Origin of the sequence: Neorhizobium sp. DAR64872/K0K18, from assembly GCF_050500175.1 — a bacterium.
Lineage (GTDB): Bacteria > Pseudomonadota > Alphaproteobacteria > Rhizobiales > Rhizobiaceae > Neorhizobium > Neorhizobium soli.
The window spans coordinates 3,154,905-3,176,234 of record NZ_CP191446.1 but is presented as its reverse complement, the minus strand read 5'-3'; the positions used below and the strand labels follow the sequence as shown (position 1 = coordinate 3,176,234).

The 21,330-nt window shown below is 60.1% G+C and carries 22 protein-coding genes; 14 read left to right on the top strand and 8 right to left on the bottom strand.

Annotation, left to right across the window (positions count from 1 at the left end):
- Nucleotide 1: 1 nt before the first annotated feature.
- Both ACQY1P_RS20990 and ACQY1P_RS20985 read right to left on the bottom strand, forming a co-directional pair.
- Complete coding sequence (locus ACQY1P_RS20990; RefSeq protein ID WP_325265497.1) at nt 2-2,545, bottom strand: ABC transporter permease; 2,544 nt, start codon at nt 2,543-2,545, stop codon at nt 2-4.
- The gene (locus tag ACQY1P_RS20985; protein WP_062581638.1) at nt 2,542-3,252 is read right to left on the bottom strand and encodes an ABC transporter ATP-binding protein; all 711 of its coding nucleotides are present in this window, start codon (nt 3,250-3,252) and stop codon (nt 2,542-2,544) included. The genes ACQY1P_RS20990 and ACQY1P_RS20985 overlap by 4 nt, the downstream gene beginning before the upstream one ends.
- A 75-nt stretch (nt 3,253-3,327) precedes the next feature.
- On the opposite strand from ACQY1P_RS20985, the gene ACQY1P_RS20980 reads away from it, so the two are divergent.
- The 4 genes from ACQY1P_RS20980 (at nt 3,328) to ACQY1P_RS20965 (ending at nt 5,436) form a co-directional block, all read left to right on the top strand.
- On the top strand, nt 3,328-3,978 hold the full coding sequence (locus tag ACQY1P_RS20980) for an arylesterase (RefSeq protein WP_192077850.1): 651 nt from the start codon (nt 3,328-3,330) through the stop codon (nt 3,976-3,978).
- A 66-nt stretch (nt 3,979-4,044) separates the two neighbouring features.
- A complete protein-coding gene (thpR, locus tag ACQY1P_RS20975) occupies nt 4,045-4,632 on the top strand; it encodes an RNA 2',3'-cyclic phosphodiesterase (RefSeq protein WP_062462385.1) in 588 nt (195 codons plus the stop codon).
- Nucleotides 4,633-4,652: 20 nt separating this feature from the next.
- Nucleotides 4,653-4,970 (top strand): 4a-hydroxytetrahydrobiopterin dehydratase, encoded by a 318-nt coding sequence (locus ACQY1P_RS20970; RefSeq protein ID WP_325265536.1) that lies wholly within the window; start codon nt 4,653-4,655, stop codon nt 4,968-4,970.
- A gap of 64 nt (nt 4,971-5,034) precedes the next feature.
- Nucleotides 5,035-5,436 carry a YkvA family protein gene (locus ACQY1P_RS20965; protein ID WP_062462639.1) on the top strand — a complete coding sequence of 134 codons (402 nt, stop codon included), beginning with the start codon at nt 5,035-5,037 and terminating at the stop codon, nt 5,434-5,436.
- Nucleotides 5,437-5,454: 18 nt separating this feature from the next.
- Here the strand turns inward: ACQY1P_RS20965 and ACQY1P_RS20960 are convergent, their stop codons facing one another.
- Nucleotides 5,455-6,018: a sigma-70 family RNA polymerase sigma factor gene (locus tag ACQY1P_RS20960; protein ID WP_062462388.1), complete on the bottom strand. Its 564-nt coding sequence runs from the start codon at nt 6,016-6,018 to the stop codon at nt 5,455-5,457.
- A gap of 417 nt (nt 6,019-6,435) precedes the next feature.
- On the opposite strand from ACQY1P_RS20960, the gene ACQY1P_RS20955 reads away from it, so the two are divergent.
- From ACQY1P_RS20955 to ACQY1P_RS20945, 3 genes are all read left to right on the top strand, one after another.
- Complete coding sequence (locus ACQY1P_RS20955; protein ID WP_062462391.1) at nt 6,436-6,963, top strand: invasion associated locus B family protein; 528 nt, start codon at nt 6,436-6,438, stop codon at nt 6,961-6,963.
- Nucleotides 6,964-7,200: 237 nt separating this feature from the next.
- Nucleotides 7,201-8,439: a 23S rRNA (adenine(2503)-C(2))-methyltransferase RlmN gene (gene rlmN / locus ACQY1P_RS20950; protein WP_062581643.1), complete on the top strand. Its 1,239-nt coding sequence runs from the start codon at nt 7,201-7,203 to the stop codon at nt 8,437-8,439.
- A gap of 306 nt (nt 8,440-8,745) precedes the next feature.
- Nucleotides 8,746-9,816, top strand: a complete 1,071-nt coding sequence (locus tag ACQY1P_RS20945; protein WP_430255303.1) for a hypothetical protein — start codon at nt 8,746-8,748, stop codon at nt 9,814-9,816.
- 55 nt (nt 9,817-9,871) lie between these two features.
- Here the strand turns inward: ACQY1P_RS20945 and ACQY1P_RS20940 are convergent, their stop codons facing one another.
- Together ACQY1P_RS20940 and ACQY1P_RS20935 are read right to left on the bottom strand one after the other, a co-directional pair.
- A complete protein-coding gene (locus ACQY1P_RS20940; RefSeq protein WP_430255301.1) occupies nt 9,872-10,513 on the bottom strand; it encodes a LysE family translocator in 642 nt (213 codons plus the stop codon).
- Nucleotides 10,514-10,584: 71 nt separating this feature from the next.
- Nucleotides 10,585-11,442 carry an SDR family NAD(P)-dependent oxidoreductase gene (locus tag ACQY1P_RS20935; protein ID WP_430255299.1) on the bottom strand — a complete coding sequence of 286 codons (858 nt, stop codon included), beginning with the start codon at nt 11,440-11,442 and terminating at the stop codon, nt 10,585-10,587.
- A gap of 150 nt (nt 11,443-11,592) precedes the next feature.
- On the opposite strand from ACQY1P_RS20935, the gene ACQY1P_RS20930 reads away from it, so the two are divergent.
- The 3 genes from ACQY1P_RS20930 to ACQY1P_RS20920 all read left to right on the top strand — a co-directional run bounded on the left by ACQY1P_RS20930 (nt 11,593) and on the right by ACQY1P_RS20920 (nt 13,471).
- Entirely contained in the window at nt 11,593-11,844 is a 252-nt protein-coding gene (locus ACQY1P_RS20930; protein ID WP_430255297.1) for a type II toxin-antitoxin system ParD family antitoxin, read from the top strand.
- Nucleotides 11,834-12,136 (top strand): type II toxin-antitoxin system RelE/ParE family toxin, encoded by a 303-nt coding sequence (locus ACQY1P_RS20925; RefSeq protein WP_430255295.1) that lies wholly within the window; start codon nt 11,834-11,836, stop codon nt 12,134-12,136. The genes ACQY1P_RS20930 and ACQY1P_RS20925 overlap by 11 nt, the downstream gene beginning before the upstream one ends.
- Nucleotides 12,137-12,247: 111 nt before the next feature.
- Nucleotides 12,248-13,471 carry an argininosuccinate synthase gene (locus ACQY1P_RS20920; protein ID WP_430255293.1) on the top strand — a complete coding sequence of 408 codons (1,224 nt, stop codon included), beginning with the start codon at nt 12,248-12,250 and terminating at the stop codon, nt 13,469-13,471.
- A gap of 57 nt (nt 13,472-13,528) precedes the next feature.
- On the opposite strand, the gene ACQY1P_RS20915 is transcribed toward ACQY1P_RS20920, so the two are convergent.
- Both ACQY1P_RS20915 and ACQY1P_RS20910 read right to left on the bottom strand, forming a co-directional pair.
- A complete protein-coding gene (locus ACQY1P_RS20915; protein ID WP_092660934.1) occupies nt 13,529-14,704 on the bottom strand; it encodes a multidrug effflux MFS transporter in 1,176 nt (391 codons plus the stop codon).
- 37 nt (nt 14,705-14,741) lie between these two features.
- Complete coding sequence (locus ACQY1P_RS20910) at nt 14,742-15,245, bottom strand: MarR family winged helix-turn-helix transcriptional regulator (protein WP_092659301.1); 504 nt, start codon at nt 15,243-15,245, stop codon at nt 14,742-14,744.
- Nucleotides 15,246-15,433: 188 nt separating this feature from the next.
- Here ACQY1P_RS20910 and ACQY1P_RS20905 point away from each other — a divergent pair, with 188 nt between their 5' ends.
- The 4 genes from ACQY1P_RS20905 (at nt 15,434) to ppa (ending at nt 20,854) form a co-directional block, all read left to right on the top strand.
- Nucleotides 15,434-17,524 (top strand): M3 family metallopeptidase, encoded by a 2,091-nt coding sequence (locus ACQY1P_RS20905; RefSeq protein WP_430255291.1) that lies wholly within the window; start codon nt 15,434-15,436, stop codon nt 17,522-17,524.
- Nucleotides 17,525-17,674: 150 nt separating this feature from the next.
- Nucleotides 17,675-19,498: a translational GTPase TypA gene (gene typA, locus ACQY1P_RS20900; protein WP_062581654.1), complete on the top strand. Its 1,824-nt coding sequence runs from the start codon at nt 17,675-17,677 to the stop codon at nt 19,496-19,498.
- A 200-nt stretch (nt 19,499-19,698) separates the two neighbouring features.
- Nucleotides 19,699-20,205 (top strand): GNAT family N-acetyltransferase, encoded by a 507-nt coding sequence (locus ACQY1P_RS20895; RefSeq protein WP_062462422.1) that lies wholly within the window; start codon nt 19,699-19,701, stop codon nt 20,203-20,205.
- A 115-nt stretch (nt 20,206-20,320) separates the two neighbouring features.
- The gene (gene ppa / locus ACQY1P_RS20890) at nt 20,321-20,854 is read left to right on the top strand and encodes an inorganic diphosphatase (protein ID WP_062462425.1); all 534 of its coding nucleotides are present in this window, start codon (nt 20,321-20,323) and stop codon (nt 20,852-20,854) included.
- Nucleotides 20,855-21,000: 146 nt separating this feature from the next.
- Here the strand turns inward: ppa and ACQY1P_RS20885 are convergent, their stop codons facing one another.
- Nucleotides 21,001-21,294 carry a YggT family protein gene (locus tag ACQY1P_RS20885; protein ID WP_062462428.1) on the bottom strand — a complete coding sequence of 98 codons (294 nt, stop codon included), beginning with the start codon at nt 21,292-21,294 and terminating at the stop codon, nt 21,001-21,003.
- Nucleotides 21,295-21,330 lie beyond the last annotated feature (36 nt).

Here is a 21,330-nt window from a genome sequence, read left to right as displayed (position 1 = left end):
ATCACAATTCCCGGAGGACCGGCGCCGCCTTCTGGCCCAGCACCCGCCACGTGCCGATAAGCCCGATGCCGACGGTCAGCACCAGCGAGGCCACAACCGTGATGATCGCCACATCTGGCAGGAAGGTCGAGGGAAGGCGCATGATGCGCGACACGATGAACCAGGCGGATACGCCGCCGGCCAGAAGCGCAAACACGGCGGTGGCGAAGCCGAGGATCATGTATTCGTAGCTAAAGGCACGAATGAGCATGGATCTCGTTCCCCCCAACGTCTTCAGGATCACAGCATCGTGGGTACGGGCGCGGTTTCCGGCCGCAAGCGCCCCGGCAAGCACCAGCACCGAAGCGATCAGCGCCACGGCGGCCGCTGCCCGGATCGCGGTTGCCAGCTGGCCGATCAACTGATCGACGATATCGATCGCATCCTTGACCCTAACACTCGTGATGGTCGGATAGGCATTGCTGACGGAGCGCAGGATTGTCGCTTCCTGCTGCGCCGTTGCCGATGGATCGGTGAGGGTCGCAAGCCAGGCATGCGGCGCGCCGCGGAACGTGTTGGGCGAGAAGACCATGACGAAGTTGATGGACAGCGATTCCCATTCGACGTTGCGGAAACTGGAGATCTTGGCGGTGATGTTGCGGCCGAGCACGTTGACGGTGACCGTATCACCGAGTTTCAGTCCGAGTTCGCCTGCCTCTTCCGCCGAAAATGAAACGAGAGGCTCGCCGTCATAGTCGGCCGGCCACCATTCACCCTGCGTCAGGGTCGAGCTTTCCGGCTTGTTCTTGGCGTAAGTGATGCCGCGATCGCCGCGCAGAACCCAACGGCCCTTTGCCGGAACATTCATCTGACTGACATCCTGACCGTTGAAGGCGAGGATGCGACCCCGCAGCATCGGCACCTCGAACAGCTTGGCGCCGGGTGCCTGCTCCTGCAGCAGCTTGCGGAAACCATCGACTTCGGCGCTCTGGACATCGACGAAGAAGAAGTTCGGCGCGTTGCGGGCGATGTTGCCGGTCAGCTGGTTGCGCATGTTGCCGTCGATCAGCGCCAGCGTCACCAGGAGTGCCAGACCGAGGCCGAGCGAGAGCACGACCGAGGGCGTCAGGGCGCCGGGACGGTGGATATTGCCGAGTGCCAGCCTCAAGGCCGGCGAACTGACGCGCGGGGCACGACGGGCAAGCCACGCAATGAGCGCCGCCACAAGCCGCAGCAGCACGAACGCGCAGGCGACCGCGCCGAGGAAGACCGAGGCGACGAAGTGATTTTCGGACGAGAAGATCGCAAGGATTGCGAGAGCGGCGAGTGCTGCGCCTGCGGCTGCCAGATACGGCCAGGATGGAAGCCGGCCCGTGTCGAAACTCTGTTCTCTGAACAAAGCTGTGGCAGGGACCTCGCGCGCATGTCCAAGCGGCAGAATGGCGAAGGCAAAGGTGATCAGCAGACCGAACAGGGCGGCAAGCCCAAGCGCCGACGGATAGATGTTGATGCCATCCGGTACCGGAAGCACGCCTTCGAGAAAGCGCAGTGCGACGATGGGCGAAACGGCGCCGATGACGAGGCCGGCCAGAATGCCGATCACTGCCAGAACCATGATCTGGAACAGGTAGATCAGCGTGACAACAGTTGCGGGTGCGCCGAGGCATTTGAACGTGGCGATCGTGGTGCGTTTGGCATCGAGGAAGGCCCGCACGGCGTTCGCCACGCCGACACCGCCGACGATCAGCGCGGTGAGGCCGACCAGCGTCAGAAACTGCGAGAAGCGCTCGACGTTTTCGGTAAGCGACGGGGCTGCGCGGTCGCTGCTTCGGATCGACCAGCCGGCGGCCGGGAACTCTCGGTTGGCGCGATCGGCCAACCCGGCCCGGCTGGCAGGATCACGCAGCTTGATCTTGTAGGCGTGTTCGACAAGGCTGCCGTTTGCCATCAGGCCCGACGCCTGCAGCGCTTCCCGGCTGACCATCAGGCGGGGCGCAAAGCCGAAGCCATCGGACACCGCGTCCGGTTCCGACGCGATCGTGCCGCGCAGGACGAGCCTGATATTGCCGAGCAACAGTTCGTCGCCAGTCTTGATGCCGAGGCGCTCGAGCAGAAGCGGTGCGGCCAGCGCGCCGAAGGTCTCGCCCTGTTTGGCGACGAGTTCCTGCAGGGGCGCGGCTGGCTCGGCCTTAAACTCTCCGTAGAGTGGATAGGCGCCGTCGACGGCCTTGACCTCGACCAGCGCCTGTTCGGATCCATCCGGCTTGCGGGCCATGGAGCGAAGGCCGGTTGAGACAGACATCTCGCCGAGCCCGCTCAAGAAGGCGCGTTCCTGTTCGGTCGCTTCGCGGTTGTTCAGCTCAAAACGAATATCGCCTGCAAGCAGTTGCTGGCCCTGGCCGGCAATCGCTTCGGTAATGGCGCGCGAAACGGAATTGACGGCGGCGATGGAGCCGGTGCCAAGGGCGATGCAGGCGAGGAAGATGTAGAAGCCGCTAAGGCCACCGCGCATTTCCCGCAATGCCAGGCGCAGTGCAATTTTCAGCCGGGGGACCGCGACCATCATACGGATGCGACCTGAACGGCCGGAGCGCCTGCTCCGTCGTCGATGATTTCGCCGGAGCGGACGCGGATCTGGCGCGAGCAGCGGGCAGCGAGCGAAATGTCATGGGTGACGAGGATCATCGTCATGCCGCGCTCGGCCTGCTTGGAAAACAGAAGGTCGGCGATCTGGCGCCCGGTCTCGGTGTCGAGATTGCCGGTCGGTTCGTCCGCGATCAGCACGGCGGGCGAGGGGGCGAGTGCGCGGGCAATCGCTACGCGCTGCTGTTCACCGCCAGAGAGCTGGCCAGGATAATGGTGCAGGCGTTCACCCAGGCCAACGGCTGTCAGCTCGCGGCGGGCGATCTCGAACGGATCCTTCGCATTTGCAAGCTCCAGCGGGACTGCGACGTTTTCGAGCGCGGTCATGTTGGCGATGAGGTGAAACGACTGGAAGACGATGCCGATATTGCGGCCGCGGAAATCCGCCAGCGCATCTTCGGAAAGGTTGTGAAGCGCCTGGCCGTTAATGACGATCTCGCCGCTGTCGAGGCGTTCGAGGCCGGCCAGCACCATCAGCAGTGTCGATTTGCCGGAACCGGAGGGACCAACGATGCCGACCGCTTCTCCTGCGTCGACGTCAAGATCCATGCTCTTCAAAACGTGAACGGATGCCGCCGCGCTGCCGAGGGTGAGATCGGCTTTTCGCAGCGTGATGATGGTTTTAGTCAATGCAGACCGTCCTATATAGGCTTCAAGAGCAATTCATGCCGCGCTGCGGTTAAGCCCAAATCTAGGAGACCGATCGTGCGTTTTAAAGCAAGACCGCTTCAATTCCTCGTCATGATACTGGCAGCACTGACCTCAGCCCCGGTTTTCGCCCAGAACAAGACCCTCCAGATCGTCGGCTTTGGAGACAGTCTGATGGCCGGCTATCAGCTGGCGCCGGCAGAATCCTACACCGCCCAGCTCGAGGCAGCGCTGAAGGCGAAGGGCCTCAATGTGGCGATCAACAATGCCGGCGTGTCCGGCGATACCAGTTCCGGCGGGCTTGGACGCATCGACTGGTCGGTTCCAGATGGCACTGATGGCGTGATCCTGGAGCTTGGCGCCAACGATGCGCTGCGCGGCATCGCACCCGAGCAGACGGAAAAGAACCTTGATGCGATGATCACGCGTCTGAAGGCGCGCAACATCGCGATCTATCTGGTTGGCATCATGGCGCCGCCGAACATGGGCAGCGACTATGCGCAGAAGTTCAACCCGATCTACGAAAGGCTCGCCAAGAAACACGCGCTGCCGCTCTACCCGTTCTTCCTTGATGGCGTGACCACGGTTGCCGGAATGCAGCTTGAAGACGGCATGCATCCGAACGCAAAGGGTGTCGCGGCCATGGTCGAAAAGAGCCTTCCTTCCGTCGAAGCCTTCCTTGGGGACATCGGTAGTCAGCAAAAATAATATCTTGCGCGGAAGCGAGTTGCATGTTCCGCTGTTAGCATCTGCAAAAGATTCGAGGAGGTCCCTATGCCGAGACTTTTCATCGCCCTCGAAGTTCCACGCAATGTCGCCATGAGCCTGTCGCTGCTCCGTGGCGGCATCCCCGGTGCACGCTGGATCGATGTGGAGAACTATCACATCACCCTTCGCTTCATCGGCGACATCGACGGACGGACCGCAGACGAGATCGTCGACCGGCTGGACCGGATCGACCGTCCGGAATTCCAGCTAAAGCTGACCGGGATCGGTTCGTTCGGGTCCAAGAAGCCGCATTCGATCTTTGCCGGCGTCTCCCCGTCGCCCGAACTTCACGCGCTGCAGGGGGAAACCGAGCGGATCTGCCAGCGTCTCGGACTGGCGCCGGATCCGCGGAAATTCACGCCGCATGTCACTCTGGCACGTCTCAAACACTGCCGACTCGATGAAGTCGTACATTACCTTTCAGGGCGCGGGAATTTTCACACCGCGCCCTTTCTCGTTCCGCGTTTCGTGCTGATGTCTTCCAAGGAATCCTGCGGTGGCGGGCCCTACCTGACGGAGGAAATCTTCCCGCTGCGCGAGCTCAGCTACGGCTATGCCCAGGACGAGATGGAAACAGCCGAGCACCGTTTCTAGTCTCTGGCGAAGGTATGCTGATGGCCTATGAGGTGCTGGACAGAGAAGCGATCAAGCGCGAGATCGCCACTCTCGATGGCTGGACGATGGGCCTTGATGGCGACGCGATCACGAGGAGTTTTGTCTTTGCGTCGTTTCGCCAAGCCTTCGGGTTCATGGCGGAATGCGCGTTGGCGGCTGAAAAACTCGACCATCATCCGGACTGGTCTAACAGCTATTCACGCGTCGAGGTGCAGCTGACCACCCATGCGAAGAAGGGGCTGACGGATCGCGATTTCGAGCTGGCGCGGGCGATGGACAAGGCATTTCGCGCACGGATCGTCACGCCCCGGAATTGAACTTCACACCGGCATTCCCATATGCTGATGCATTGAAGCGAGCATCTGGAGTGACGGAATGAGCGTGGATGACGTCAAGATCGGCGAGATCCTTCTGCCCGGCGACGAAAAAACGCAGGATCGCCGGGAAAAGCAGGTGCGTGCCAGGTTCTGGCCGACGATGCGGCGAGCCGCGCGGCAAATTCCATTCAGCCGCGATCTGGTCGCCGCCTATTACTGCGCCGTGGACCGAAAAACACCCTTGCGCGTTCGCGGGACCTTGCTGGCAGCGCTTGCCTATTTCATTCTCCCCATCGACATCGTCCCAGATTTCTTTGCGGTCGTCGGCTTCAGCGATGATATCGCGGTTCTTGCTGCGGCCCTGCGCATGATCCAGGGCCATATCAACGACGGACATTACGACGCAGCAGACAGCGCGCTTGCCGATCACCCCGATATTGCAGCCGGAATGAAGACGAGCGGCTGATCCGGCCGCCCCGCCGCTTCAGTTCGGTGAAGTCTCTTCCAGTGCTCGCCGCAGGCGCTCGAACGCCAGCCTGATGCGCGACTTTACGGTGCCCAGCGGAAGCCCGGTCGAAGCGGCGATTTCGGAATGGGACTGACCCAGGAAAAAGGCGGCCCGCACCAGCTTCATTTGCTCGTCCGGAATCTGAGAAAGGGCATCACGGACCCGCTCGTCGCGCTCCTTGCTTTCAAACAAGGTGTCGACGCCCGGTACCTCCGCCAAGGCAAGAAATGTCTCCTGGCCGTCAAACTTGCGGTTTCGGGCGCGGCGCTTGGCATCGATGTGGCGGTTTCGTGCGACCCGGAACAGCCAGGTCGACAGGCTTGATCTTGCGGGATCATAGAGGCTGGCACGATGCCAAAGGATGGTCATGACATCCTGGACGAGTTCTTCTGCCTCGTCCGAATTCATGCCGCGCTTCATCAGCCAGGATTTCAGGCGTGGCGCGAAATGATCAAAAAGCGCAGTGAACGCGTCTTGATCACGCGTTGCAGCCACTGCCCTGACCAGGCGGGCGAAGCGGTCTCTCTCGTCCCCTAGCATCTAACCGGCAGTAGGCTTTCTTTGTGAGTAGGCGTCAGCTTTGCGACTATCCTACCGTATCGGTAGAAAAACGGGTAGCGGTTTTAAGCAGGATTTATACGTAGTTTCAAAGTGCTGCGGCCTGCGTCATCGGACGGACAAACTCTTGCCCAAATCGTTGTTGAGTGATGCGCCCAGAAAACTCGACGTCTGGAACGGGCATCATTAAACGCAACCCTGCGCCGCATTCGACCACATCCCGGTTCACTACATATTCAGCATCCAACCGATAGTGTTGACTCTTTGGTAACCGGAATGAAGTCAAAATGGGACCCGACCGTTGGGACGCCGCATATGACGCCCAGACATGACGCCGAGAAGGCATGTCCGTACTGGCCCGGCTCGGGCCCTTGAAATTACGAAAATTGGCAGGAGATCATGGCCGCTAGAACCGTCGCAATCGCATTGGCGCTTACTCTCGCCGGAATTGGCGCAGGACTTGGCGCCGGCACGGGTACCGCTTCCGCCCAGACGCCGAACCGCATCCAGCAGTTCAAGGCGTGGGGTGCGTATTCCTACAAGCAGGGCGCGGCTACGGTCTGCTACGTCTTGTCCGTCCCGACGACCAAGGAGCCTGCAAGCGTCGATCACGGCGATATCTTCTTCATCGTGTCGCAGCGCCCGGGCCAGAACATCTCCTACGAACCGCAGGCGATGATGGGCTACACGATGCAGACCAATTCCAAGGTCACCGTGACGATCGACAATAAGAACTTCACGATGTTCACCAAGGACAAGGCCGCTTGGGTCGAGAACGCCGCCGAAGAACCGGCTCTCGTTGCAGCGATGCGCACCGGTCAGAAGATGAGCGTCAGCGCCGTATCCGGTCGCGGCACCAAGACGTCCTACGCCTATTCGCTGCAGGGCATTTCAGCAGCTCTGAAGCAGGTCGAATCCTGCAAGTAAGCAGAGATTGCCACCACCGCATTGGAAGGCCGGTCATCGACCGGCCTTTTGCGTTTGACGAAGAATAGTGACGTGGCGTCGTTTTGATGATAAAGCGCCCGTCAAGATTAGTCCTGCGCGACCGTTCCTCGGAAAGTCGCTTACCCGGGACGCCATGATTTCACAGAAAGACATGCCACGGCGATGCGCGAAACCTGCGCTGGGCGAAGGCATGTTATTCGAACGGGATATGAAGAAATGTCGGTCTCCGAGGCCTTTGCGCCTGTCGCCATCAAGAAGCCGCTCGTCGCCAATCCGGACCTGTTCAGTGAAAAGCCGTCGCTGATCGGTATGTCGCGCGAGGATATGAGCGCGGCGCTGCGAGAAAAGGGCATACCGGAAAAACAGGCGCGCATGCGTGTCAGCCAGCTCTGGCACTGGCTCTACATTCGCGGCGTGTCGGATTTCGACGCGATGACGAATGTCGCCAAGGACATGCGCGAGATGCTGAAGACGCATTTCACCATTGCGCGTCCCGAAGTGGTGGAAGAGCAGATTTCCAACGACGGCACCCGCAAGTGGCTGCTGCGCTTCCCGCCGCGCGGTGCCGGTCGTCCGGTCGAGGTCGAAACGGTTTACATTCCCGAAGAGGGCCGCGGCACGCTCTGCATATCAAGCCAGGTCGGCTGTTCGCTGACCTGTTCCTTCTGCCATACCGGCACCCAGCGCCTCGTGCGCAACCTGACGGCCGAGGAAATTCTGAGCCAGTTGCTTCTGGCGCGCGACCGGCTGGGTGATTTTCCCGGTGCCGACACGCCGCCCGGCGCTTTCGTGCCGACCGGCGACCGCAAGGTCACGAATGTCGTCATGATGGGCATGGGCGAGCCGCTCTACAATTTCGAAAGCGTCAAGACGGCGCTGCTGATCGCGACAGACGGCGACGGGCTTTCGCTGTCAAAGCGTCGTGTCACGCTGTCGACGTCGGGCGTCGTGCCGGAAATCTATCGGACCGGCACGGAAATCGGCGTGATGCTGGCGATCTCGCTGCATGCGGTCCGCGACGAACTGCGCGACATGCTGGTGCCGATCAACAAGAAGTATCCGTTGAAGGAACTGCTGGAAGCCTGCCGCCAGTATCCGAGCCTGTCCAACGCCCGTCGCATCACATTCGAATATGTGATGCTGAAGGACGTCAACGACAGCCTCGAGGATGCCAAGCTGCTGACCCAGATGCTGAAGGGCATTCCGGCTAAGATCAATCTCATCCCGTTCAACCCGTGGCCCGGTACCAATTACCAGTGCTCGGACTGGGAGACGATCACCAAGTTTGCCGACTTCATCAACCAGGCAGGCTATGCCTCGCCGATCCGCACGCCACGCGGCCGCGACATTCTCGCCGCCTGTGGTCAGCTGAAGTCGGAATCGGAGCGCATGCGCAAGACGGAGCGTCTCGCCTTCGAAGCGATGATGATCGCCGGCCATGGCGAAGACGACTGACGCCGGGAGGGCTTCGATTGCTGGCTGAACCGGCTCGAAGCCTGGAAACTCTCATCAGTCCTTTCGTTTCTGAAACCGAGCGCTCGAGGGGCGGCAAAAATGCCGCCTGGCGCGGCGCAAATGCGCTTGATTCCGTTGTAGGGGTCATATGCAGACTGCAATAATCTGATATCGATGTGGCTCATCCAGGTGCAACCGGAAGATGCCGCCATGTTTCAGCATCCCATTAGGAAGTCTGTATTTTATGTCTCACTAACAGGCGGAGCGATAGTTGCTGCCTTAATTTCCACAACCGCAGAAGCGCATGTGAAATGGTTCGCACCCTACATCGTGGGTGCGCCTCTCCAGCCGGTCGAAACTGTTCTGCGCGATATCTGGTTCTGGGTGGCGATCGTACTCGTTCTCGTTTGTTTCGCCGCAGCCCGGGCGATCGAAACCAGCCGTTTTGGACCGTTGATCTTCGAAGCGCTTGATCGCTTTACCTCGCCGCTCTGGGTGAGGATCGACGATTATGTCCGCGTCGTCATTGGCTCGTTCTTCGTCGCGATCTTTGCCACGGGTGGCGTTTACCTGACGCCGGACCTGAAGACGCCTGCCGAATGGGTGTCCTGGCTGCAGTTGCTGATCGCTGCCCTGATCTTCTCGCGGCGGACCATGCCTTTCGCCGGCCTTGGAATTGTTGCCCTATGGCTGCTCGCGGCGCGGGACTACGATCTCTTCCACTTGTTCGACTATTTGGCGCTCGGGCTCGGCGTTGCCGCCTACCTGATCATCGAGCCGATGAAAGACGACTGGCGTGTCCACCGTTTTGAAGTGCTGCGCTGGGGGTTAGCCATCGCGCTCATGTGGTCGAGCCTCGAAAAATTCGCCTATCCCGAATGGTTCTATCCGCTGGTGCTGGAAAAGCCCGTTCTCACGATGGGCATGCCCCGCGATGTCTTTATTCCCATGGCCGGTATCGCCGAATTCACCATGGGCTTCGGTCTTCTCTGGACCGCGCTTATCCGCCGCCTTTCGGCCATCGCAATGATCGTCATCTTCACCTCGGCCGTCTTGCCGTTTGGGCGTATCGACCTGATCGGCCACGGATTGATCACCGCCATCCTGGTGGCGGTTGCCTGCGACCAGAACCGGGCAGACGGGCTGCTGCCCGGACTGAAACAAAAGCTTTCGGCCATCCCTGCCGGGCTGGCTGTCGCCATCGTGGTTTTCATGAGTGGCTATTGGGGCCTGCATCTCGCCTTCTATGGTGCCGGAGGCTTTTCCGGGCCGGTGGCGGCCGAAAAGACCACCCATTCCCACAGCGTCGAATACCCGCATGGCCCGCAGTCCGACATCGGAATTGGTGCCCCGCCCACCCGCGGCCAGGGGGAGTAACAGAAGAGTCGTCCTTCGACGCGAAGCGAAGGTAGTTTGAAACGAAGAGGCGACCTTATCTCGACTGCGTCATGAAGATCTTCAGGGCGAAGACCGAGAACACGCCGGCGAAGGTGTAGTCGAGGCCGCGCAGGACTTTCGGATTTCTTTGCAGCCAGTTCGCAAGCCGATCGGCAGCAAGCACGACGATCAGGTTCACCGGCATGCCGATGGCGATGAAGAAGATCCCGAAGAAGACCAGCTTGCCCGTCACATGCGGATCTGTCGCCGTCACGAACTGCGGCAGGAAGGTCATGAAGAAGATGATCACCTTCGGATTGAGGATATTCACCCAGAAGCCGATCGAGATATTTGCGAGCGGGCTTGCCGTTGCGCGCTCCACGGTTTCGACGGAGAAGCTGGAGCCGAAGCGGATTGCCTGGATTGCCAGCCACAGCAGATAGGCCGCGCCGCCGGTTTTCAGGATGAAAAAGGCCGTTGGCGAGGCGGTAATCAGCGCCGAGATGCCGAAGGCGACCAGAAGCGTGTGGCAGACGACGCCAAGACTGGTGCCGAGCACCACGAACAGCGCCGATCTGCGCCCTTGCGCAAGCGCCCGGCTGATCGACAGCGTCATATCCGGCCCAGGCGTCAGAGCCAGAAGCAGGCCGGCTGCGGTGAAGGCCAGAAGCGATGCAAGGCTTGGCAGGAATTCCATGAGTACTCTCGAAAGCCGGATAACGTTTATCGCGTTCTATCCGGCTTTCGAAGTCCTGCCAAACCTGTCGATCAACTGCCGCTGATGAATTTTTTTGATGCATCCGTGAAGTCCGAATGCCAGCGCGACAGAGGCGGACGGTTTTCGATGATGTCGCCGATCGCCCAAGCCATGCGCCGCTCGTCCGTCTTGCGGTCGACATCGTTGTCCGGGCAAAGGATGTAGAAATCACCGCGTTCGAGGCTTTCCAGCATGAACTGCACCGTCTGTTCGGACGTCCAGGCGGCATCGGGCTTTTCGGTGCGGCCCCCCTTGGTCAGTCCGGTATAGACGAAACCGGGAATCAGAAGGTGGGCGCTGACCTTGCATTCGGGCATGTTGCGCAATTCGTGCTGCAGGGCTTCGGTGAATGCTTTCACGCCGGCCTTGGAGACATTGTAGGCGGGATCGCCGGGCGGCGTGGTGATGCCCTGTTTCGAACCGGTGTTGATGATCAGCGCCGGCTCGCCATGGGCGATCATGCGGGGGCCGAATGTCCTGCTGCCATTGACGACGCCCATCAGGTTGACGGCCAGAACGTTGTCCCAGTTAACCTGCGGGCCGAACAGGCTGCTGCCAGGCTGGATGCCGGCATTGTTCATCAGCACGTGCACCCGGCCGAAGCGCTGCAGAACGGCGCGTTCCAGAGCCTCGATCTCCGCCGGCTTCGAGACGTCGGTGCCGATTGCCACGATATCGGCCTCGCCATCGTCGGCAAGGGCGGCCACCTCGCGGCAGGCCTCTGACAGCCGGTCGCCCTCGAGATCCGCGAGGACGACGCACATGCCAAGTTTCGCAAATTCCTTGGCAGCGGCAAGGCCGATACCGGAGGCGGCGCCGGTGACGACGGCGACATTGTCTTTCTTCAGAGCAGGGTGAGTGATGGACATGGAAAGTCTCCTCTTTGACGCCTCTGTTGAAAGGTTTTGGCGTTCGAAGGTTCGGGCTGTTCTGAGACCCAAAGGTGTTCAACGGCTCGGCGCGATATGGTATCGTACAGCAGATCCGTCAACATGACGCGAGACCGAACCGGAGCCGGCATGATGGGCGAACTTAGATCTATCAAAGTTGACGAAAAACTGGCCGCCTTTGTTGAAAAGCAGGTCGAAGACGGACGTTATGGCTCCGCCAGCGAAGTGATCGAGGACGCTCTGCGCCTGATGCAGGAAAGCGACGCCGCTTCGCTCGAGGCCATCCGCGCGGCAATTCAAGAAGGCGAAGACTCTGGCGAGCCGCAGCCGTTCGATTCCGATGAATTTCTGGAAGAAATGCATCGCAAACATGTCCGGTAGAGCCAAGGGTTACAAGCTTGCGCCCCGCGCGAGACGGGACCTTGCGGAGATCTGGCGATACACTTTTGAAACCTGGTCTCTTTCCCAAGCGGACGCCTATTACGGCGACATCATCTCTACTGTGCAAGCCATTGCGAGTGGTCGCAAGCGGGGCAAGCCGATTGACCAAATTCGCCGAGGGTATCTGACGTGCTCATGCGGCTCCCACTGGATCGTCTACCGGCACAAAGGCGCCCAGGTCGTGATCATCCGCATCCTGCATCAACGCATGAACCTGTCGCGCCATCTCTGACGCGGTCGTTTCCGGGTTTTTCTTGCGCGGCTTTTGAAACTCGCTAAAAGTGCGCCATCCCAGACACGACGGTTGATCCAACCGCCACCACCCGCAGACGGACAATTCGACATGGCACTTCCGAAAGACGTAAAAAAGGTCGTTCTCGCCTATTCCGGCGGTCTCGACACCTCGATCATCCTGAAATGGCTGCAGACCGAGCTCAATGCTGAAGTGGTGACCTTCACCGCCGATCTCGGTCAGGGCGAAGAGCTGGAACCGGCGCGCAAGAAGGCCGAGATGCTGGGCATCAAGGAGATCTATATCGAGGACGTCCGCGAGGAATTCGTCCGCGACTTCGTCTTCCCGATGTTCCGCGCCAATGCCGTCTATGAAGGCGTCTACCTGCTTGGCACGTCGATCGCCCGGCCGTTGATTTCCAAGCATCTGATTGACATCGCCCGCAAGACCGGTGCCGATGCGATCGCGCATGGCGCAACAGGCAAGGGCAACGACCAGGTCCGCTTCGAGCTGTCGGCCTATGCGCTCAACCCGGATATCAAGGTCATCGCACCTTGGCGCGACTGGGCTTTCAAGAGCCGTACGGACCTTTTGAACTTCGCCGAACAGAACCAGATCCCGGTTGCCACGGACAAGAAGGGCGAAGCGCCGTTCTCGGTCGATGCCAACCTGCTGCACTCGTCCTCCGAAGGCAAGGTTCTGGAGGACCCGGCGGTCGAGGCTCCCGAATACGTGCATATGCGCACGATTTCGCCGGAAGCTGCACCGGATCAGGCGACAACCATCAAGGTTGGTTTCCGCAAGGGCGATGCCTGCTCGATCAACGGCGTCGAGATGTCTCCGGCAACGCTGCTCGCGGCCCTCAACACCTACGGTCGCGACAACGGTATCGGCCGTCTCGATCTGGTTGAGAACCGGTTCGTCGGCATGAAGTCGCGCGGCATCTACGAGACCCCCGGCGGCACGATCCTGCTCACCGCTCACCGCGCCATCGAATCCATCACGCTAGACCGGGGTGCAGCCCACCTCAAGGACGAGCTGATGCCGAAATATGCCGAGCTCATCTATTACGGCTTCTGGTACTCGCCGGAGCGCGAGATGCTGCAGGCGATGATCGACAAGAGCCAGGAGCATGTCGAAGGCGAAGTGACGCTGAAGCTCTACAAGGGCAACGTCATGGTCATCGGTCGCGAGAGTGCGAAGTCGCTCTATTCCGACCAGTTGGTCACGTTCGAGGACGACCAGGGCGCCTACGACCAGAAGGATGCAGCTGGCTTCATCAAGCTCAATGCTCTGCGCCTGCGCACGCTCGCCAAGCGCAACCAGCTCCGCTAAGCGCTTTTGCACCGATCGATATTGAAGCCCGCTTCCGGAAACGGAGGCGGGCTTTTTTTATTGCCGACGGCTGATGATCCGGTAGGCGATGTAACTGCCGACGGCGACATATTCCATGGCGGGAATGATGGTGCCGATAGCCGTTAAAGGGTCGCCGAAGACAGCGGCGAGTAGGCCGCCGACAAAGCCGCCGCCCATCTGGATGAAACCCATCAGTGCGGAAGCGGAGCCTGCCGTCTTTGGGAAGGGCGCAAGGCCGACCGTCACCGTGTAGGGTGAGATGAACGCGATGCCGAAGGTGGAGACGCCGACCGGTAGCATGATCGATAGGAAGGACGGTGGCAGCAGATGAACGGAGAGGGCCATCATCGTGCCCCCGATACCGCTGAACATGAGCCCGATCACCACCGTCGTCGGCCCGCTGATGCGCCCGGACACAAGCCGCAGTGCAATCGACCCGCTGAGAAAAGCGCCGGTCTGGATGAGCATGCCGAGGCCGAACTGCGTCGGGGTCAGCCCCACTTCACCGATCAGCACGAAGGGAAGCATCGTTCCCTGGGCGTAGAGCGCGCCGATCGCGCCACCGAGGACAAGAGACGGAAGAAGGAACCTCAGGTCGGTGAGAAGGGAGAAGTAGGTCGAAACGAGGATCGAGGGTCTGAGCCGGCTGCGGTCGGGAACCGTTGTTTCCTTGAGGAACAGCAGGCAGCTTGTCAGCACGATAACGCCGAAGATGACCATCAGTACGAAGACGGATTTCCAGCCGAATACCGACAGCGACAGGCCGCCGATGGTGGGGCCGATTGCTGGACCCACCGCCAGCATGATGCCGATCATGTTCATGATGCGGGTGGCTTCGAAACCGACGAACTGGTCGCGAACCGCGGCACGGGCAACCGTCATGCCGACGGAAGCGCCGACCCCCTGCACCAGCCGCCCAGCCAGGATCCAGTCGACCGAGGGTGCAAAGACCGCCATCAGCGAGCCGACGAGATAGATCAGCAGGAACGCAATGCTGGCGGACCGGCGGCCGAATGCGTCTGAGGCCGGTCCTGCCAGAAGCTGCGCGACGGCAAAGCCGCCGAAGTAAAGCGTCAGACTGAGCTTGATTGCGGCTTCCGACGTGCCGAAGGCTTTCACGAGTTCCGGCATCGCCGGCGTGTAGATTGCCATCGAGACAGGGCCGATCGCCGTCAGCAGGGCGCCGAGCAGCGTGGTTCGCAGAGCTGTCATCCGCTCGGGCGGTGTCACTAAGGAAGCTGCCTGCGTATCAGCCTTCATCAATTTCGGCCTGAGACGAATTGAAGCTCTGCAGGTTGCCGTTGAAATGTTTCATGGCTTGCCCGAGGAGGTTTGCGGTTTGGGCATCGAACCCTTCGGTGGCGCAGGTGATGATGGCGCGCAGTTCCTGCTGGATTGACGCCAGCATGTCGGCAGAGGTCGGCGTCAGCATGATGCGCTTTGCCCGTCGGTCGGCGCAGCATTGCTGCCGCTCAATGAGGCCAAGCGACTGGAGCCTGTCGAGATAGGCGCAGAGCGTCATCGGTTCGACGCCCATGCGCGACGCGATGTCGAGCTGGCGGCTGCCATCGACTTGGGCGATATGGATCAGTGCTCGTGCTTCGCCGGCGGTAAGGCCGAGGCCCGCCTGGGCGATGCGCCGCTCGAAAGCCGTGCGCAGAAGCCTCGCGGCATCGGCGATCAGGAAGCCGAGGGTTTCACCCTGGGCGACCAAGCCTGGCGTTTCCGGGCGATGTTCGTTCGCGAGCTTCATAAGGCAGCCTTACTATCTTTCCCCGACGACGCAAATCGAAATGCCTGGAAACCGTGTGCCGGGCGATTTCGCAACGATGTGCGTTCCAAAAATCTGCATCAGCGGATGAAGCTCTTGCCGTGCCTGCCTATATATGGTCGCTCTACGCAATTAGACGGTATCGAAGCAGCACAGTGAAGGACGACCCAATGGCAACTTTCTCAGCGAATTCCGCGCTTGTCGACTGGAACGGGCATCATGGCCTGCCGCGCTTCGATCAGGTCAAGGACGAGGATTTCGCGCCGGCCTTCGATGCCGCCATCGCCTTGCACGAGGCGGAAATCGCTGAGATCGCGGGAAATTCCGCTGAGCCCACATTCGAAAACACGATCGTTGCACTGGAAATCGCCGGTGACGAGCTGTCGCGCGTTTCGTCGATCTTCTGGGGCAAGGCGGGTGCGCATACCAACGATACGATCCAGGCTCTGGAACGCGAGATCGCGCCCAAGATGTCGCGCCACTATTCGAAGATCGGCACCAATGCCGAACTGTTCGCGCGTATAGACGCCCTCTGGCAGAAGCGGGACGACCTTGATCTGACCGTCGAGCAGCAGCGGGTGCTGGAGCGTCACTGGAAGGGCTTCGTCAAATCGGGTGCCAATCTGCCTGAGGACCAGCAGAAGCGGCTGTCGAGCATCAACGAGACGCTTGCCGGTCTCGGGGCGAGCTTCGGCCAGAATGTTCTCGGCGACGAAAAGGCCTGGTCGTTGAAACTGACCGAAGAAGCCGATCTCGAGGGTCTGCCGGTTTTTGTGAAAGAGGCGATGGCGGAAGCTGCCAAGGAGCGCGGCGAGGGCTCAGGCTATCTCGTCACGCTGTCGCGCTCGATCATCGAACCGTTCCTGACCTTCTCGACCCGCCGGGATCTGCGCGAACAGGCGTTCAAGGCCTGGGTGGCGCGCGGCGAAAATGGCGGCGAGCGGGACAATATCGCGATCGTTCGCGAAACGCTGGCGCTGAGGGCCGAAAAGGCCAAGCTGCTCGGCTATGAGAATTACGCCGCGTTGAAGCTCGACAACACGATGGCGAAGACACCGAAGGCGGTAAACGGTCTGCTCGGCCAGGTCTGGCAGAAGGCCCGCACCAAAGCGCTGGAGGAAGAGGCAAGTCTTTCAGGTCTGATCTCGGAAGCGGGCGGCAATCATCCGGTCATGCCCTGGGACTGGCGCCACTACGCCGAAAAGCTGCGCGAGCGGACGTTCTCTTTCTCCGAGAGTGAGCTGAAGCCCTATCTCCAGATCGAGAAGATCATCGCGGCATCCTTCGATGTGGCCGAGCGCCTGTTCGGCATCAAGGCCGTCGAGGTCAAGGACTTGCCGGTCTATCACCCTGACGTGCGCGTGTTCGAGATCCATGACGAGGACGGCAATCTGAAAGCGCTTTTCCTCGGCGATTATTTTGCCCGCTCCTCGAAGCGCTCCGGCGCCTGGATGAGTTCTTTCCAGTCGCAGCACAAGCTGACGCTGAAGAACGGCATGCAAGGTGAGCTGCCGATCATCTACAATGTCTGCAATTTCGCAAAGCCTGCCGAAGGCAAGCCGGCGCTTCTGTCGCTCGACGATGCGCGTACGCTGTTTCACGAATTCGGCCATGCGCTGCACGGCATGCTTTCGAACGTGACCTATCCATCGGTGTCGGGCACCGGCGTCTCGCGCGATTTCGTCGAGTTGCCGTCGCAGCTTTACGAGCACTGGCTGACGGTGCCGGAAATCTTCGAGAAATATGCCGTCCATTACAAGACCGGCGAGCCAATGCCCAAGGAACTGCTCGACAAGGTTCTTTCCGCGCAGACGTTCAACGCCGGTTTCTCGACGGTCGAATTCACCGCTTCGGCACTCGTCGATATGGCTTTCCACACCCAGGAAAGCACGGTCGATGATCCGATGGCGGTGCAGGCCAAGGTGCTGGCAGAGCTCGACATGCCGGCTTCCATCGTCATGCGCCACGCCACGCCGCATTTCCAGCACGTGTTTGCCGGTGACGGATACTCGGCCGGCTATTATTCCTACATGTGGTCGGAAGTCCTTGATGCGGATGCATTTGCGGCGTTCGAGGAGGTCGGCAACCCGTTCGATCCGGTGACGGCGCGCAAGCTCAAGAACAATATCTATTCGGTCGGCGGCTCGATTGATCCGGAAGAAGCCTATGCAGCCTTCCGCGGCAAGCTGCCGGATCCGACCGCAATGTTGAAGAAGCGGGGGCTCTCCATCATGGCCGAGCTTTCGGGCGGAGACGGCTGACAAAAGCCATTATCTTTAAAAGGTGAAGAGCGGGCGTTGATCGCAGATCGCGCTCGCCCCCTTTCGCATTTGCGAAAAACAGGGTATGAGCGCGCCAACGAAATAGGTGCGGTCCGTCGATCTGCGCCCCGAAACATCCGAGATCTAAAAATGGCTATGCGGAATATCGCGATTATCGCGCACGTTGACCACGGCAAAACGACCCTTGTCGATGAACTTCTGAAGCAGTCCGGCTCGTTCCGCGACAATCAGCGCACCGTCGAGCGCATGATGGACTCGAACGACCTCGAAAAAGAACGCGGCATCACCATTCTCGCCAAGGCGACTTCGGTCGAGTGGAAGGGTGTTCGCATCAACATCGTCGACACTCCCGGCCACGCCGACTTCGGCGGCGAAGTCGAACGCATCTTGTCGATGGTGGATGGCGCCATCGTTCTGGTCGATAGCTCGGAAGGCCCGATGCCGCAGACCAAGTTCGTGGTCGGCAAGGCGCTGAAGGTTGGTCTTCGCCCGATCGTCGCGATCAACAAGATCGACCGTCCGGACGGTCGCCACGAAGAAGTCATCAACGAAGTCTTCGACCTCTTCGCGAACCTCGACGCCACCGACGAGCAGCTCGACTTCCCGATCCTCTACGGTTCGGGTCGCGATGGCTGGATGAACGTCAACCCAGAAGGTCCGAAGGATGAAGGTCTTGCACCACTGCTCGATCTGGTCCTGAAGCACGTTCCGGAGCCGAATGTCGGCGAAGGCCCGTTCCGCATGATCGGTACGCTTCTCGAAGCCAACCCCTTCCTCGGTCGTCTCATCACGGGCCGCATCGCATCCGGCTCGATCAAGCCGAACCAGGCCGTCAAGGTTCTGTCGCAGGACGGCAAGACCGTCGAAACCGGCCGTATCTCCAAGATCCTCGCATTCCGCGGCATCGAGCGTCAGCCAATCGAAGAAGCCCATGCTGGTGACATCGTAGCGATCGCTGGCCTTTCCAAGGGTACGGTTGCCGACACGTTCTGCGATCCTGCGGTCACCGAAGCGATGACAGCGCAGCCGATCGATCCGCCGACCGTTACCATGTCCTTCCTCGTTAACGACAGCCCGCTTGCCGGCACCGAAGGCGACAAGGTTACCAGCCGCGTCATTCGTGACCGTCTGTTCAAGGAAGCCGAAGGCAACGTTGCGCTGAAGATCGAAGAGTCTGACGGCAAGGATTCGTTCTTCGTGTCCGGCCGCGGCGAATTGCAGCTTGCCGTTCTGATCGAGACCATGCGTCGCGAAGGCTTCGAGCTTGCCGTTTCGCGTCCGCGCGTCGTCATGCACAAGGACGAAGCAACCGGCCAGACGCTGGAGCCGATCGAAGAAGTCGTGATCGACGTCGACGAAGAGCATTCCGGTATCGTCGTGCAGAAGATGTCCGAGCGCAAGGCCGAGATGGTCGAGCTTCGTCCGTCCGGCGGCAGCCGCGTTCGCCTGGTATTCTACGCGCCGACCCGCGGCCTGATCGGTTACCAGTCGGAACTTCTGACCGACACGCGCGGCACGGCGATCATGAACCGCCTGTTCCACGACTATCAGCCTTACAAGGGTGCGATCGTCGGTCGCGTCAACGGTGTTCTCCTGTCGAACCAGTCCGGTGAAGCCGTCGCCTACGCGATGTTCAACCTGGAAGACCGTGGCCCGATGATCATCGAGCCAGGCGAAAAGGTTTATGCCGGTATGATCATCGGCATCCATACCCGCGACAACGACCTCGAAGTCAACGTTCTCAAGGGCAAGCAGCTGACCAACATCCGCTCGGCCGGCAAGGACGAAGCCGTTCGCCTGACGCCGCCGATCCGCATGACGCTCGACCGCGCGCTGTCCTGGATCCAGGACGACGAACTGATGGAAGTCACGCCGAAGTCGATCCGCCTGCGCAAGATCTATCTCGACGCAAACGACCGCAAGCGCTTCGACAAGTCGAAGGCCGCTCTCTAACAGCGCGCCTCCCAAGACCATCCAAGACCCCGGCAGAAATGCCGGGGTTTTTTTGTGGCTTGGTCTGGGCCACGCTTGTGGCGAAGGTAAAAAATGCGTTAACCTCCTTGCCATCGTCCACATGAGAAGCTTGTGGGCAATCCACTTTACCCGGGTCTCGGGAATGGCGGAGAGCCCATGGCAGGACCTAGAATCGCGTTATGAAAACGTTATCGATCGATGTCAGGCGTGCGGAGCCGCAAGACGCCCCGGCTATCTCCGAGGTGCACCGCCAGGCATGGTCGCAAGCCTATGCCGGCCTCATTCCGCACAAGCCGCTGATCCAGATGCTGGAGCGCCGCGGCGAGGGGTGGTGGCGCAAGGCCGTCCGCGGGCCGGCGACGCTTCTGGTTCTGGATATCGGTGGCGTTATCGCGGGTTATGCGACGATCGGCCTCAACCGCGCCCGTGCGCTTCCCTATGACGGCGAGATCTACGAGATCTACCTGCGCCCGGAATATCAGGGCGTCGGCCTCGGCCGCCGCCTGTTCGGCGAAAGCCGCAGGCTGCTGAAATCGCTTGGCTGCAAGGGCTTGGTCGTCTGGTGCCTGGAAGACAGCGAGCATGCCGTCCGCTTTCTGCGATCCCATGGCGGGGCGGATCTTGCAGAGGGCATGGAGGACTTCGACGGAAAGTCCCTAAAGAAGATTGGTTTCGTCTGGCACTGACTTCGGGGCCGAAAGGTGCGCCACGACTTAACCTTGGCGGCAAACCTGTGTTGCCTTGCCAGCCAATTCCCGCTATCGACGGTTCACAAGTTCGTAAACCTCATCGGGGAAGACTATGCGCATCGATGCAATTTCTGTTGGCAAGAATCCGCCTGAAGACGTCAACGTAATCGTTGAAGTACCTGTCGGCGGCCAGCCCATCAAGTACGAGATGGACAAGGAAGCCGGCGCCCTGATCGTCGACCGTTTCCTGTACACACCGATGACCTATCCGGGCAATTACGGCTTCGTGCCGCATACGCTGTCCGAGGATGGTGATCCGATCGACGTTCTGATCTGCAACACCCGCCCGCTGGTTCCCGGTTGCGTCATCAATGTCCGCCCGATCGGCGTGATGGTGATGGAAGACGACGGCGGCAAGGACGAGAAGATCATTGCCGTGCCGGTTCCGAAGCTGACCCAGCGCTACGACAAGATCAAGAACTACACCGATATGCCAGAAATCACGCTGAAGCAGATCGAGCACTTCTTCACGCATTACAAGGATCTGGAGCCCGGCAAGTGGGTGAAGATCGAAGGCTGGAAGGACGTTGACGTCGCCAAGAAAATGATCGTCGCGGCGATCGAACGCTTCAACGCTCAGAAGTAATCTTTACCGCTGACCGCTTCCAAAATCCTCCGGTTCGTCTCGAGCCGGGGGATTTTTTGTTTCGCTCGTAAGCCCAAAACAAAAACGGCCCGCGCGGGAAATTTCCCAGCGCGGGCCGACCGTGTCCGTGCTGAAAGTCTTTGGCTTCAGCCTGCGAGAGCAGGATAGATCGAGGTCCACATCAGCGAGCGGATGAAGAAGATGATCAGAAGCACGATGATCGGGGAGATGTCGATACCACCGAGGTTCGGCATGACCCGGCGGATCGGCGCGAGAACGGGCTCGGTGACATTGAAGAGAAACCGGCCGATTGCATCGACAAACTGGTTGCTCGAATTGATCACGTTGAAGGCGAACAGCCATGAAAAGATGGCGCTGGCGATCAAGATCCAGGTGTAAAGGTTCAAGGCCAAGTCAATGGTCTGAAACAGGGCGAGCATTCACGTCTCCATTTCTTTGTTGACAGACATGTAGAC